The following is a 12,848-nucleotide window of genomic DNA, read 5'->3' on the forward strand; positions in this document are numbered from 1 at the left end:
TATCATGACCTCACAGCTGTACCCGACCCGGTTGCCTTGCGGCAACCGGGTTCTTGATTTGTCGCATACCCATGTCATGGGTATCCTCAATGTCACCCCCGATTCGTTCTCCGATGGCGGTCGCTTCAGCCAGCGCGACGAGGCCCTGCGTCATGCAGAAGCCATGGTCGCCGCCGGCGCAAGCCTGATCGACATCGGGGGCGAGTCGACTCGTCCGGGTGCCCGTGCGGTATCGGTTACCGAAGAGCTCGAGCGCGTTGCGCCCATGGTCGAGGCAATCAGCAGCCGCCTCGATGTGGTGATCTCGGTCGATACCTCGACGCCCGCAGTGATGCGTGAGTCAGCCAGGCTTGGTGCCGGGCTGATCAACGATGTGCGCGCGCTGGAGCGTGATGGGGCACTCGATGCTGCCGCCGCGACCGGCCTGCCGGTGTGTCTGATGCATATGCGCGGCGACCCGGACAACATGCAGAACAACCCGCATTACGACGACGTGAGCGTCGACGTGACGCGTTACCTTGAGCAGCGTATGGCCGCCTGTGCCGCGGCTGGAATCAGTGCCGAGCGCATAGTGCTCGACCCCGGTTTCGGTTTCGCCAAGACGCTGGATCACAACCTCAGCCTGTTCAAGCACATGGAAGCGCTCTATCGCCTGGGGCGGCCGTTACTGGTCGGTGTCTCGCGCAAGAGCATGATCGGCCTGGCCTTGAATCGCCCGGTCGGTGAGCGCTTGTATGGCAGTCTGGCCCTGGCCGCGCTGGCCATGACCAAGGGTGCAAGCATCCTGCGTGTGCATGATGTGGCTGAGACCGTCGACGTGGTGCGCATGATCGCTGCCGTGCAAAACGCCGAATAAGAACATTGGAGTTCCTATGAGCAAAAAATACTTTGGTACCGATGGTATCCGCGGTCGCGTTGGCGTCGCTCCGATTACGCCTGACTTCATGCTCAAGCTTGGCTGGGCGGCTGGCATGGCCTTCCGCAAGCAGGGCGCCTGCCGCGTGCTGGTGGGCAAGGACACGCGGATTTCCGGTTACATGTTCGAGTCTGCGCTGGAGGCCGGACTGTCTGCGGCCGGCGCCGATGTGATGCTGCTCGGGCCGATGCCGACTCCGGCCATCGCCTACCTGACCCGCACCTTCCACGCCGAGGCGGGGATCGTCATCAGTGCTTCGCACAATCCGCACGACGACAACGGCATCAAGTTCTTCTCCGGCCAGGGCACCAAGCTGCCTGACGAAGTCGAGCTGATGATCGAAGAGCTGCTCGATCAGCCGATGCAGGTAGTCGAGTCGAGCAAGCTGGGCAAGGTTTCGCGCATCAACGACGCTGCCGGTCGCTACATCGAATTCTGCAAGAGCAGCGTGCCCAGCAGCACCAGTTTCGAAGGCCTCAAACTGGTCATCGACTGCGCCCATGGTGCCACCTACAAAGTCGCGCCAAGCGTGTTCCGTGAGCTGGGGGCGGATGTCACCGTGCTGCATGCCGAGCCGAACGGGCTCAACATCAACCTTAACTGCGGCTCGACGCACATTGAGTCGCTGCAGGCGGCGGTGCTGGTCGGTCATGCCGATCTGGGCATTGCCTTCGATGGGGACGGCGACCGCGTGCTGATGGTCGACCACACCGGGGCCATCGTCGATGGTGACGAGCTGCTGTTCATCATGGCCAGAGACCTGCAGGAGCGTAACAAGCTGCAGGGCGGGGTGGTCGGTACCCTGATGAGCAACCTCGGCCTGGAGCTGGCCCTCAAGGACCTGGACATCCCGTTCGTGCGGGCCAAGGTCGGTGACCGGTACGTGATGGCTGAGCTGACCGAGCGCGACTGGCTGATCGGCGGGGAAAACTCCGGCCACGTAGTGTGCTGCAACCACACCAGCACCGGCGACGCGATCATCGCTGCGCTGCAGGTGCTGATGGCGCTCAAGCGCCGAGGCGAGAACCTGGCGCAAACCCGTCAGGCCCTGCGCAAATGCCCGCAGGTGTTGATCAACGTGCGCTTTGCTGCTGGCCAGGCCGACCCGCTGGAGCACCCGGCAGTGATCGAAGCCAGTGCCAAGGCGACCGAGGCGATGGCCGGTCGTGGCCGTGTGTTACTGCGCAAGTCTGGCACCGAGCCGCTGGTGCGGGTGATGGTCGAAGGTGACGACGAAAGTCAGGTCCGCGGCCATGCCGAAGCCCTGGCCAAGGTGGTTGCTGAAGTTTGTGCTTGAAAGGCTCTTGCCAGCGCAGATCTGGTTGGGTAAGATCTGCGCCCACTTTGACCGACGAGGTAAAGCATGCGTCGCCCCATGGTAGCTGGTAACTGGAAGATGCATGGTACCCGCGCTAGCGTCGCTGAGCTGACCGAAGGCCTGGGCAATTTGTCCTTGCCAGCCGGTGTCGAAGTTGCGGTATTTCCACCCGCGCTGTTTGTCACTGAGGTGATTAACGGCCTGCAGGGTAAAGGAATTATCGTAGGTGCACAGAATTCTGCTATACAGCCTGAGCAAGGCGCGCTGACCGGCGAAGTTGCACCGAGTCAGTGGGCTGAAGTCGGTTGCAAGTTGGTGTTGATTGGTCACTCGGAGCGTCGCCAGATCATTGGCGAAACAGATGAAGTGCTCAATTGCAAGTTTGCAGCGGCACAGGCTGGTGGTTTAACGCCAGTGCTCTGTGTAGGGGAAACCCTCGAAGAGCGTGAAGCGGGCAAGACGCTTGAAGTTGTTGGGCGTCAACTAAGCAGTATCATCGACGCGTGCGGTGTTAAGGCTTTGGCCAATGCGGTAATTGCTTATGAGCCTGTTTGGGCGATTGGCACAGGTTTGACGGCCACGCCGCAACAAGCTCAGGATGTGCACGCTGCCATCCGCGCTCAATTGCAGGTGCTGGACGCGGAAGTTGCTGATAATATGCGACTTCTCTACGGCGGTAGCGTGAAAGCGGCCAATGCGGCCGAACTGTTCGGCATGCCGGACATCGATGGGGGGCTCATTGGTGGAGCTTCCCTGAACGCAGACGAATTCGGTGCAATTTGTCGCGCCGCAGGACACTGATCAAATGATTGAAACCGTCGTAGTTGTTTTTCATCTGTTGGCTGCGCTGTCGTTGGTAGCGTTGGTCTTGTTGCAACAGGGTAAGGGTGCAGAAGCAGGAGCATCTTTCGGCGCAGGGGCCTCAAACACTGTGTTCGGAAGCCAGGGCTCGGCAACCTTCCTAAGTAAATTCACTGCTGTACTCGCTGCCACTTTCTTTTTAACTGCACTTGGGTTAGGATACTTCGCAAAGGAGAAGGCTCACGAGCTGACTCAAGCAGGTTTGCCAAATCCAGCAGTATTGGAAGTTCAGCAGCCTAAGCCGGCAGTTAATGATGATGTACCGGTGCTCCAGGAACAGAAGAGCAACACTGCCCCAGCGGGTGATGTAGTTCCTCCAGCCGAAGAGCAGAAGTAACGGGTTTCAAATTGTAGTATTGCCGAGGTGGTGGAATTGGTAGACACGCAACCTTGAGGTGGTTGTGCCCATAGGGTGTAGGGGTTCGAGTCCCCTTCTCGGTACCAATTGAAGCAAGAGAGCCCGCTTTAGCGGGCTTTCTTGTCGGTGGAAGTCTGATTGACCCCGCCAGGGGTTCAGTCTTATACTTTCGCCCCAGCTTTGTCGCGGGGTGGAGCAGCTTGGTAGCTCGTCGGGCTCATAACCCGAAGGTCGTTGGTTCAAATCCAGCCCCCGCAACCAGTTTTGAGCGGAGCCCCTTTTCAGGGGCTTTTTGCTAGCCGAACAGTTTTGGCGTCGTTGTCCAACGGCGCTTTCAGGGATGGGCGCTTCGCCCATTTTTTATTTGCACAGCATGCACGAGGGGGTTCAGGTGTCGAGCAAGCTAGAACAGTTGCAGGCCTTGTTGGCCCCGGTTGTCGAGGGTCTGGGCTATCAATGCTGGGGGGTGGAATTCATCGCCCAGGGCAAGCATTCGGTCTTGCGTGTCTATATCGACAAGGAAGGCGGCGTGCTGGTGGATGACTGCGCAATTGTCAGTCGTCAGGTCAGCGGCGTTCTCGATGTCGAAGACCCGATCACCTCCGAATATACCCTCGAGGTGTCTTCTCCTGGCATGGAACGCCCACTGTTCACGCTTGAACAGTATGCCTCGCATGCCGGCGAACAAGTGAAGATCAAGCTGCGTTCACCCTTCGAGGGTCGTCGCAACTTCCAGGGCCTTCTCCGCGGCGTGGAGGAACAGGATGTGATCGTCCAGGTCGATGATCAAGAGTTCCTGCTACCGATCGACTCGATCGAAAAGGCCAATATTATTCCCAGTTTTGACTGAGACGTGCCGGGCCCGGTGACTAGACCGGACCCAATGGCTTGCGCAAGGCGAGGCGTACGATGAGCAAAGAAGTACTGCTGGTTGTTGAATCGGTATCCAACGAGAAGGGCGTCCCACCGGGCGTGATCTTCGAAGCGCTGGAAGTGGCTCTGGCCACTGCAACCAAAAAACGTTTTGAAGACGAAGTCGACCTGCGTGTGGAAATCAACCGCCACACCGGTAACTACGAGACCTTCCGTCGCTGGACCGTGGTCGATGAGCAGGATCTTGATGATCCGGCGATCGAAACCTGGCTGGAAAAGATCCACGAGACCCACCCTGAAGCCAAGGTTGGTGACGTGATCGAGGAGAAGATCGACTCGATCGAGTTCGGTCGTATCGCCGCTCAGACCGCCAAGCAGGTCATCGTGCAGAAAGTCCGCGAGGCCGAGCGCGCCCAGGTGGTCGACGCTTACCGCGAACGCGTGGGCGAGATCATCTCCGGCACCGTCAAGAAGGTCACCCGCGACAACGTTATCGTCGACCTGGGCAACAATGCCGAAGCATTGCTGGCTCGTGAAGACATCATTCCACGCGAGACCTTCCGCGTCGGTGTGCGCTTGCGCGCACTGTTGAAGGAAATCCGCACCGAGAACCGCGGTCCACAGCTGATCCTGTCGCGCACTGCGCCACAGATGCTGATCGAACTGTTCACTATCGAAGTGCCGGAAATTGCCGAAGGCCTCATCGAGGTCATGGCCGCTTCCCGTGACCCGGGTTCGCGCGCCAAGATCGCCGTTCGCTCCAAGGACAAGCGCATCGACCCGCAAGGTGCCTGTATCGGCATGCGCGGTTCGCGTGTGCAGGCGGTGTCCGGCGAGTTGGGCGGTGAGCGTGTGGATATCGTCCTCTGGGACGAGAACCCCGCGCAGTTCGTCATCAACGCCATGTCGCCGGCTGAAGTCGCGGCGATCATCGTCGATGAAGATGCCCACGCCATGGACATCGCTGTTGGCGAGGACAACCTGGCCCAGGCCATCGGTCGTGGTGGTCAGAACGTTCGTCTGGCAAGCCAGCTTACCGGCTGGACCCTGAACGTGATGACCGAGAAGGACATCCAGGCCAAGCAGCAAGCCGAGACTGGCGACATCCTGCGCAACTTTGTCGACGAGCTGGAAGTCGATGAAGAACTGGCCCAGGTGCTGGTCGACGAAGGCTTCACCAGCCTGGAAGAAATTGCCTACGTACCGTTGGAAGAAATGCTCAACATCGATGGCTTTGACGAGGATATCGTCAACGAGCTTCGCGCTCGTGCCAAGGACCGCCTGTTGACCAAAGCCATCGCTACCGAGGAAAAACTGGCAGACGCCCATCCGGCCGAAGACCTGCTCTCTCTTGAGGGTATGGACAATGACCTGGCGGTTGAACTGGCGGTGCGCGGCGTGGTTACCCGCGAAGACCTGGCCGAGCAGTCGATTGACGACCTGCTCGACATCGACGGCATCGACCAAGAGCGTGCCGGCAAGTTGATCATGGCCGCCCGAGCCCACTGGTTCGAGTAATTAGGCGCGGCCTGAGGAGAGAAGTGCATGACGCAAGTCACGGTGAAAGAATTGGCCCAAGAGGTCGCTGCACCGGTTGAGCGCCTGCTGCAGCAGATGCGTGAGGCGGGTTTGCCGCACACCGACGCCGGTCAGGTAGTGACCGACAATGAGAAGCAGGCATTGCTGACTCATCTGAAGAGCAGCCACAAGGCAAAAGTGGAAGAGCCGCGCAAGATTACCTTGCAGCGCAAAACCACCAGCACCCTGCGTGTCGCCGGTAGCAAGAGCATCAGCGTAGAAGTACGCAAGAAGAAAGTTTTCGTTCAGCGCAGCCCGGAAGAAATCCAGGCTGAGCAGGCGCGTGAGCTGGAAGAGCGTCGCGTGGCTGAAAACGCCGCACGCGAAAAAGCCAACATCGATTCGCGTCAGCGTATCGCCGAGCGTGACGCCCCGCAGGGTGCTGTTGCGAGCAAGTCTGAGCCTGTTGCCGCCGCTGCTCCTGCAGCCGCTGCACCGGCCCCGGCAGCTGCGCCGCAAGAGCCTCTGACCGAGGAAGCAGCGGTTCGCGCCGCCGAGCGCAAGAAAGAAGAAGTGCGCCGCACCGAAGACCGTGCCCGCAACGAAGACCGTCGCGGCCGTGGCGAAGCGCCGCGCGTGTCGGTCAAGGTCAAGGTCAAAGAGAAAGAAAAGACCCCGACTCCGCGTGCTGCTCCGCGTACTACCGAAGAAGAAAGCGATGGCTTCCGTCGCGGTGGCCGTGGCAAGGGCAAGCTGAAGAAGCGCAACCAGCATGGCTTCCAGAGCCCTACCGGCCCGGTTATCCGTGCCGTGAGCATCGGCGAGACCATCACCGTCTCCGAGCTGGCCAACCAGATGTCCGTCAAAGGCGCTGAAGTGGTCAAGTTCATGTTCAAGATGGGTACTCCGGTCACCATCAACCAGGTCCTCGACCAGGAAACTGCACAGCTGGTAGCTGAAGAGCTGGGCCACAAGGTCACGCTGGTCAGCGACACCGCGCTGGAAGATTCCCTGGCCGAATCGCTGAAGTTCGAAGGTGAAGTCACCTCGCGTGCTCCGGTCGTGACCGTAATGGGCCACGTCGACCACGGTAAAACCTCGCTGCTCGACTACATCCGTCGTGCCAAGGTTGCTGCTGGCGAAGCCGGTGGTATCACCCAGCACATCGGTGCCTACCACGTCGAAACCGACCGTGGCATGGTCACCTTCCTCGACACCCCTGGTCACGCCGCGTTTACTCAGATGCGTGCCCGTGGTGCCAAGGCGACCGACATCGTCATCCTGGTGGTGGCGGCGGACGACGGCGTGATGCCGCAGACCCGTGAAGCAGTTCAGCATGCGAAAGCCGCTGGCGTGCCACTGGTTGTTGCAGTGAACAAGATCGACAAGCCAGGCGCTGACCTCGACCGCATTCGTAACGAACTGTCGGTAGAAGGCGTGACCTCCGAGGAATGGGGTGGCGACACTCCATTCGTCAAGGTTTCGGCGAAGATGGGTACCGGCGTCGACGAACTGCTTGAAGCCGTTCTGTTGCAGGCCGAGATCCTCGAGCTGTCGGCTACCCCAACCGCGCCTGGTCGTGGTGTGGTTGTCGAATCGCGTCTGGACAAGGGCCGCGGCCCGGTCGCTACCATCCTGGTTCAGGACGGTACGCTGCGTCAGGGCGACATGGTCCTGGTCGGCTCCAACTATGGCCGCGTGCGTGCCATGCTTGACGAGAACGGCAAGCCAGTCAAAGAAGCCGGCCCATCGATCCCGGTCGAGATTCTCGGCCTCGATGGCACTCCGGAAGCCGGTGACGAGCTGTCGGTAGTCGGCGACGAGAAGAAAGCCCGCGAAGTTGCCCTGTTCCGTCAAGGCAAGTACCGCGAGGTCAAGCTGGCCCGTGCTCACGCCGGCAAGCTGGAAAACATCTTCGAGACCATGGGTCAGGAAGAGAAGAAGACCCTCAACATCGTCCTCAAGACCGATGTTCGTGGCTCCCTGGAAGCACTGCAGGGTTCGCTCGGCGGTCTGGGCAACGACGAGGTGCAGGTCCGTGTGATTGGTGGCGGTGTCGGTGGTATCACCGAGAGCGATGCCAACCTGGCCCTGGCGTCCAACGCGGTGCTGTTCGGCTTCAACGTGCGGGCCGATGCCGGCGCGCGCAAGATCGTCGAGCAGGAAGGTCTGGATATGCGTTACTACAACGTGATCTACGACATCATCGAAGACGTCAAGAAAGCCCTGACCGGCATGCTCGGCAGTGATGTTCGCGAGAACATCCTGGGCGTTGCAGAAGTACGTGATGTGTTCCGTTCGCCGAAGTTCGGCGCCGTCGCTGGCTGTATGGTCATCGAAGGTACCGTGTACCGCAACCGTCCGATCCGCGTTCTGCGCGAAGACGTTGTGATCTTCGAAGGCGAGCTGGAATCGCTGCGTCGCTTCAAGGACGACGCTGCCGAAGTTCGTGCCGGCATGGAGTGCGGTATTGGCGTCAAGAGCTACAACGACGTCAAGGTCGGCGACAAGATCGAAGTCTTCGAGAAAGTCCAGGTGGCTCGGACCCTGTAAGGGTCGAGCTGGCAGATGCCCCGCCCCAGGGCGGTTGGCAACGCCTCTGCAGGTAGCGCCCGGTCAGGCTTCACGCCTGGCCGGGCGTTTGCCGCTTTAAGTTACAGGTAGCAACGAATGGCAAAAGAATATAGCCGTACCCAACGCATTGGCGATCAGATGCAGCGCGAGCTTGCCGAGCTGATCCGCCGTGAAGTGAAAGATCCACGCGTCGGCCTGGTGACCATCACCGCCGTCGACGTCAGCCGCGACGTGGGCCATGCCAAGGTGTTCATCACCGTCATGGGCCAGGAAGAGGAACCTGATGCGGTCAAGCAGTCGGTCAAGGCGTTGAACAACGCTGCGAGTTTCCTGCGTCTGCACCTGGGCCGCTCGATGCAGCTGCGCAGCGTGCCGCAACTGCACTTCCATTACGATGAGAGCGTCAGCCGCGGGGTTCACCTGTCGGCACTGATCGAGCGTGCCGTGGCAGAAGACCGCCAGCACCAGGATCCCGTCGAGCCGGACACCAAGGAGTAATCGGTGGCCCAGGTCAAACGAATCCGCCGCGACGTCAGCGGCATCATCCTGCTCGACAAGCCGTTGGGGTTTACCTCCAACGCAGCGTTGCAAAAGGTCCGCTGGTTGCTCAATGCCGAGAAGGCCGGTCACACCGGCAGCCTCGACCCACTGGCCAGTGGCGTGCTGCCGCTGTGCTTTGGCGAAGCGACCAAGTTTTCGCAGTACCTGCTCGATTCCGACAAGGGCTACGAAACCGTCATGCAGATGGGGCAGACCACCACCACGGCAGACGCCGAAGGTGAAGTCCTGCAGACCCGTGAGGTGACCGTTGGTCGCGCCGAAATCGAGGCAGCCCTGCCTCAATTTCGCGGCCCGATCAGCCAGATACCGCCGATGTACTCGGCCCTCAAGCGTGATGGCCAGCCGTTGTACAAACTGGCCCGTGCGGGAGAGGTAGTGGAGCGCGAGGCGCGTTCTGTTACTATTAACCGCTTGGAGCTGCTCGAGTGCGAAGGCACCCGTGCGCGTCTGACGGTAAATTGCACCAAAGGCACCTATATCCGCACCCTGGTGGAGGATATTGGTGAAGTGTTGGGCTGTGGCGCTTATGTTGCCGAGCTGCGTCGGACCCAGGCTGGGCCCTTCGAGCTGGCACAGACAGTGACGCTCGAAGAGCTCGAGCAAGCCCACGCCGACGGTGGCAACGAAGCGCTAGATCGCTTCCTGATGCCGTCCGACAGCGGTCTGCTCGACTGGCCTGTGGTGCAGTTGTCAGAGCACAGCTCGTTCTACTGGCTGCATGGCCAGGCAGTACGTGCACCGGATGCGCCGCAATTCGGCATGGTTCGGGTGCAGGATCACAATGGTCGCTTCATTGGTATCGGTGAAGTGAGCGAAGACGGGCGCGTTGCGCCACGTCGCTTGATTCGGTCGGAATGACCGATACTTGCGTTGCCGGCATGAGCCGACAGCGCAAGACACGAGGGTGGCTGTCAGTAGGCACGGTCACAGCTCTTTTATTAATACAGGGTTCGTCCCTGGCCTATTGGACCCCGCTTGCGGGATCCGTTTAACTGGAGATGCCAAATGGCCCTCAGCGTTGAAGAAAAAGCACAAATCGTTACCGACTACCAGCAAGCCGTCGGCGACACCGGTAGCCCAGAAGTGCAAGTTGCACTGCTGACTGCCAACATCAACAAACTGCAAGGTCACTTCAAGATCAACGGTAAAGACCACCACTCGCGTCGTGGCCTGATCCGTATGGTTAACCAGCGTCGTAAGCTGCTGGACTACCTGAAGGGCAAAGACACCACCCGTTACAGCACCCTGATCGGTCGTCTGGGCCTGCGTCGCTAATAGCGGCCTGGCTAGTGGTGGGCGTGGCGGGTCGCAAGCTTTGGCAGCGCTGCTTCAGCGTTGCCGACGGGCACGTCATGCGTATCTTCGAGGTTGGCAGCCTGGTGTTGCCGAGCGGTTTATCCGCCCGGCAGCCAGGCTCCCAGCCTCGAGTTGTATCTGGACGGTCAATGGGGCCGATTCCCCGTTCTGCCCAAGAATTCGCAAGAAACCAGTTCCCCCAGAGCCATTGAAAAGGTAGGAAACCGTGAACCCGGTAATCAAGAAATTCCAGTTCGGTCAATCGACCGTTACCCTCGAAACGGGCCGCATTGCCCGTCAGGCCACCGGCGCAGTCCTGGTCACCGTTGATAACGATGTCACCGTGCTGGTGACCGTGGTCGGTGCCAAGCACGCAGACCCAAGCAAAGGCTTCTTCCCGCTGTCCGTGCACTATCAGGAAAAAACCTACGCCGCTGGCAAGATCCCTGGTGGTTTCTTCAAGCGTGAAGGCCGTCCTTCCGAGAAAGAGACGCTGACCTCGCGCCTGATCGACCGTCCGATCCGTCCGCTGTTCCCAGAAGGCTTCATGAACGAAGTGCAGGTTGTCTGCACCGTCGTGTCGACCAGCAAGAAAACCGATCCGGACATCGCTGCGATGATCGGTACTTCGGCTGCCCTGGCGATCTCCGGCATCCCGTTCGAAGGCCCGATCGGCGCCGCCCGTGTTGCCTTCCATGAAAGCACCGGCTACCTGCTGAACCCAACCTACGAGCAACTGGCCGCATCGAGCCTGGACATGGTCGTAGCCGGTACCGACAGCGCTGTGCTGATGGTTGAATCGGAAGCCAAAGAGCTGACCGAAGACCAGATGCTGGGCGCCGTGCTGTTCGCCCACGACGAATTCCAGTCGGTCATCCAGGCTGTCAAAGAGCTGGCTGCCGAAGCTGCCAAGCCGACCTGGGACTGGAAACCAGCCGTTGCCAACACCGAGCTGTTCAACGCCATCCGCGCTGAATTCGGCGAAGGTATCTCGCAGGGCTACACCATCACCGTCAAGGCCGACCGCTATGCGCGTCTGGGCGAGCTGCGTGATCAGGCGATCGCCAAGTTCTCCGGTGAAGAAGGCCAGCCTTCGGCTTCCGTGGTCAAAGAAATCTTCGGCGAAATCGAATACCGCACCGTTCGCGAAAACATCGTCAACGGCAAGCCACGTATCGACGGTCGCGACACCAAGACTGTACGCCCGCTGAACATCGAAGTCGGCGTTCTGCCGAAGACCCACGGTTCGGCACTGTTCACCCGTGGCGAAACCCAGGCCCTGGTCGTTGCGACCCTGGGTACTGCGCGTGATGCTCAACTGCTCGACACCCTCGAAGGCGAGAAGAAAGACCCGTTCATGCTGCACTACAACTTCCCACCGTTCTCGGTAGGTGAGTGTGGTCGTATGGGTGGTGCTGGCCGTCGCGAAATCGGTCACGGCCGTCTGGCCCGCCGTTCGGTTCAGGCCATGCTGCCTGCTGCTGATGTGTTCCCGTACACCATCCGTGTGGTATCGGAGATCACCGAGTCGAACGGTTCGAGCTCGATGGCTTCGGTTTGCGGCGCTTCCCTGGCCCTGATGGACGCTGGTGTGCCGATGAAGGCGCCAGTTGCCGGTATCGCCATGGGCCTGGTCAAGGAAGGCGACAAGTTCGCCATCCTCACCGACATCCTCGGTGACGAAGACCACCTCGGCGACATGGACTTTAAGGTAGCCGGTACTGCCAAAGGTGTTACCGCGCTGCAGATGGACATCAAGATCAACGGTATCACCGAAGAGATCATGGAAATCGCCCTGGGCCAGGCCCTGGAAGCGCGCCTGAACATCCTCGGCCAGATGAACCAGATCATTGGTACTTCGCGTACCGAGTTGTCGGCCAACGCGCCGACCATGATCGCCATGAAGATCGACACCGACAAGATTCGTGACGTTATCGGTAAAGGCGGCGCGACCATCCGTGGTATCTGTGAAGAGACCAAGGCTTCGATCGATATCGAAGACGACGGCTCGATCAAGATCTTCGGCGAAACCAAAGAAGCCGCCGAAGCAGCTCGCCAGCGCGTCCTAGGCATCACTGCCGAGGCCGAGATCGGCAAGATCTACGTCGGCAAGGTTGAGCGCATCGTCGACTTCGGCGCATTCGTCAACATCCTGCCTGGCAAAGACGGCCTGGTGCATATCTCGATGCTCAGCAATGAGCGCGTAGAGAAGGTCACCGACGTGCTGAAAGAAGGCGAAGAGGTTGAAGTACTGGTACTGGACGTGGACAACCGCGGCCGTATCAAGCTGTCGATCAAAGACGTTGCGGCAGCCAAGGCTTCCGGCGTTTAAGCCAGCTGTAGTGGTATGAAACAGACCCTTCGGGGTTGCGCTGATGTTCAGCGCATAGGGGCCGCTGTGCGGCCCATTGCGATCTTCGGTCGCGATGGGTCACACAGCGGCCCTTTTTATTTGTCAAACACTGCCCCATGTAGGAGCGGCCTTGCCGGGGCGCCGGACCGGTCGGAAAGGGCTGCGTAGCGGCCCTACGATTTGGACAACGCCGCAGAATTGCCGGGGGGCGCTGCGAACC

Annotated in this window: 11 protein-coding genes and 2 tRNA genes; all 13 read left to right on the forward strand. The window is 60.0% G+C overall.

Annotated features, from left to right (window positions below):
- Positions 1-4 precede the first annotated feature (4 nt).
- The 13 genes from folP (at position 5) to pnp (ending at position 12,607) form a co-directional block, all read left to right on the forward strand.
- Positions 5-856: a dihydropteroate synthase gene (folP, locus tag FW789_RS22000; RefSeq protein WP_103438605.1), complete on the forward strand. Its 852-nt coding sequence runs from the start codon at positions 5-7 to the stop codon at positions 854-856.
- A 16-nt stretch (positions 857-872) separates the two neighbouring features.
- Positions 873-2,213, forward strand: coding sequence for a phosphoglucosamine mutase (gene glmM / locus FW789_RS22005; RefSeq protein ID WP_446432043.1), 1,341 nt, complete (start codon positions 873-875; stop codon positions 2,211-2,213).
- A gap of 66 nt (positions 2,214-2,279) precedes the next feature.
- Positions 2,280-3,035: a triose-phosphate isomerase gene (tpiA, locus tag FW789_RS22010; RefSeq protein WP_186701270.1), complete on the forward strand. Its 756-nt coding sequence runs from the start codon at positions 2,280-2,282 to the stop codon at positions 3,033-3,035.
- 4 nt (positions 3,036-3,039) lie between these two features.
- Entirely contained in the window at positions 3,040-3,432 is a 393-nt protein-coding gene (gene secG / locus FW789_RS22015; protein WP_411564271.1) for a preprotein translocase subunit SecG, read from the forward strand.
- A gap of 21 nt (positions 3,433-3,453) precedes the next feature.
- A tRNA-Leu gene (locus FW789_RS22020) sits at positions 3,454-3,539 on the forward strand.
- Between the two features lie 98 nt (positions 3,540-3,637).
- Positions 3,638-3,714: transfer RNA gene (locus tag FW789_RS22025), tRNA-Met, on the forward strand.
- A gap of 130 nt (positions 3,715-3,844) precedes the next feature.
- Positions 3,845-4,303, forward strand: coding sequence for a ribosome maturation factor RimP (gene rimP, locus FW789_RS22030; RefSeq protein WP_150571338.1), 459 nt, complete (start codon positions 3,845-3,847; stop codon positions 4,301-4,303).
- 59 nt (positions 4,304-4,362) lie between these two features.
- Complete coding sequence (nusA, locus tag FW789_RS22035; RefSeq protein ID WP_103438603.1) at positions 4,363-5,844, forward strand: transcription termination factor NusA; 1,482 nt, start codon at positions 4,363-4,365, stop codon at positions 5,842-5,844.
- Positions 5,845-5,871: 27 nt separating this feature from the next.
- Positions 5,872-8,397 carry a translation initiation factor IF-2 gene (gene infB / locus FW789_RS22040; RefSeq protein ID WP_186701269.1) on the forward strand — a complete coding sequence of 842 codons (2,526 nt, stop codon included), beginning with the start codon at positions 5,872-5,874 and terminating at the stop codon, positions 8,395-8,397.
- 117 nt (positions 8,398-8,514) lie between these two features.
- Positions 8,515-8,916, forward strand: coding sequence for a 30S ribosome-binding factor RbfA (gene rbfA, locus FW789_RS22045; protein WP_101322154.1), 402 nt, complete (start codon positions 8,515-8,517; stop codon positions 8,914-8,916).
- Between the two features lie 3 nt (positions 8,917-8,919).
- Entirely contained in the window at positions 8,920-9,837 is a 918-nt protein-coding gene (truB, locus tag FW789_RS22050; protein ID WP_411562584.1) for a tRNA pseudouridine(55) synthase TruB, read from the forward strand.
- 147 nt (positions 9,838-9,984) lie between these two features.
- Positions 9,985-10,254, forward strand: coding sequence for a 30S ribosomal protein S15 (gene rpsO / locus FW789_RS22055; protein WP_101322152.1), 270 nt, complete (start codon positions 9,985-9,987; stop codon positions 10,252-10,254).
- Between the two features lie 247 nt (positions 10,255-10,501).
- Entirely contained in the window at positions 10,502-12,607 is a 2,106-nt protein-coding gene (pnp, locus tag FW789_RS22060; protein WP_101322151.1) for a polyribonucleotide nucleotidyltransferase, read from the forward strand.
- Positions 12,608-12,848: the final 241 nt, after the last annotated feature.

It is taken from the genome of Pseudomonas sp. 1121_17, assembly GCF_052850745.1.

Coding starts and splice junctions, on each gene's coding strand:
- glmM (WP_446432043.1), top strand. CDS start 873: ATGAGCAAAAAATACTTTGGTACCGATGGTATCCGCGGTCGCGTTGGC.
- infB (WP_186701269.1), top strand. CDS start 5,872: ATGACGCAAGTCACGGTGAAAGAATTGGCCCAAGAGGTCGCTGCACCG.
- rpsO (WP_101322152.1), top strand. CDS start 9,985: ATGGCCCTCAGCGTTGAAGAAAAAGCACAAATCGTTACCGACTACCAG.
- rbfA (WP_101322154.1), top strand. CDS start 8,515: ATGGCAAAAGAATATAGCCGTACCCAACGCATTGGCGATCAGATGCAG.
- secG (WP_411564271.1), top strand. CDS start 3,040: ATGATTGAAACCGTCGTAGTTGTTTTTCATCTGTTGGCTGCGCTGTCG.
- nusA (WP_103438603.1), top strand. CDS start 4,363: ATGAGCAAAGAAGTACTGCTGGTTGTTGAATCGGTATCCAACGAGAAG.
- folP (WP_103438605.1), top strand. CDS start 5: ATGACCTCACAGCTGTACCCGACCCGGTTGCCTTGCGGCAACCGGGTT.
- tpiA (WP_186701270.1), top strand. CDS start 2,280: ATGCGTCGCCCCATGGTAGCTGGTAACTGGAAGATGCATGGTACCCGC.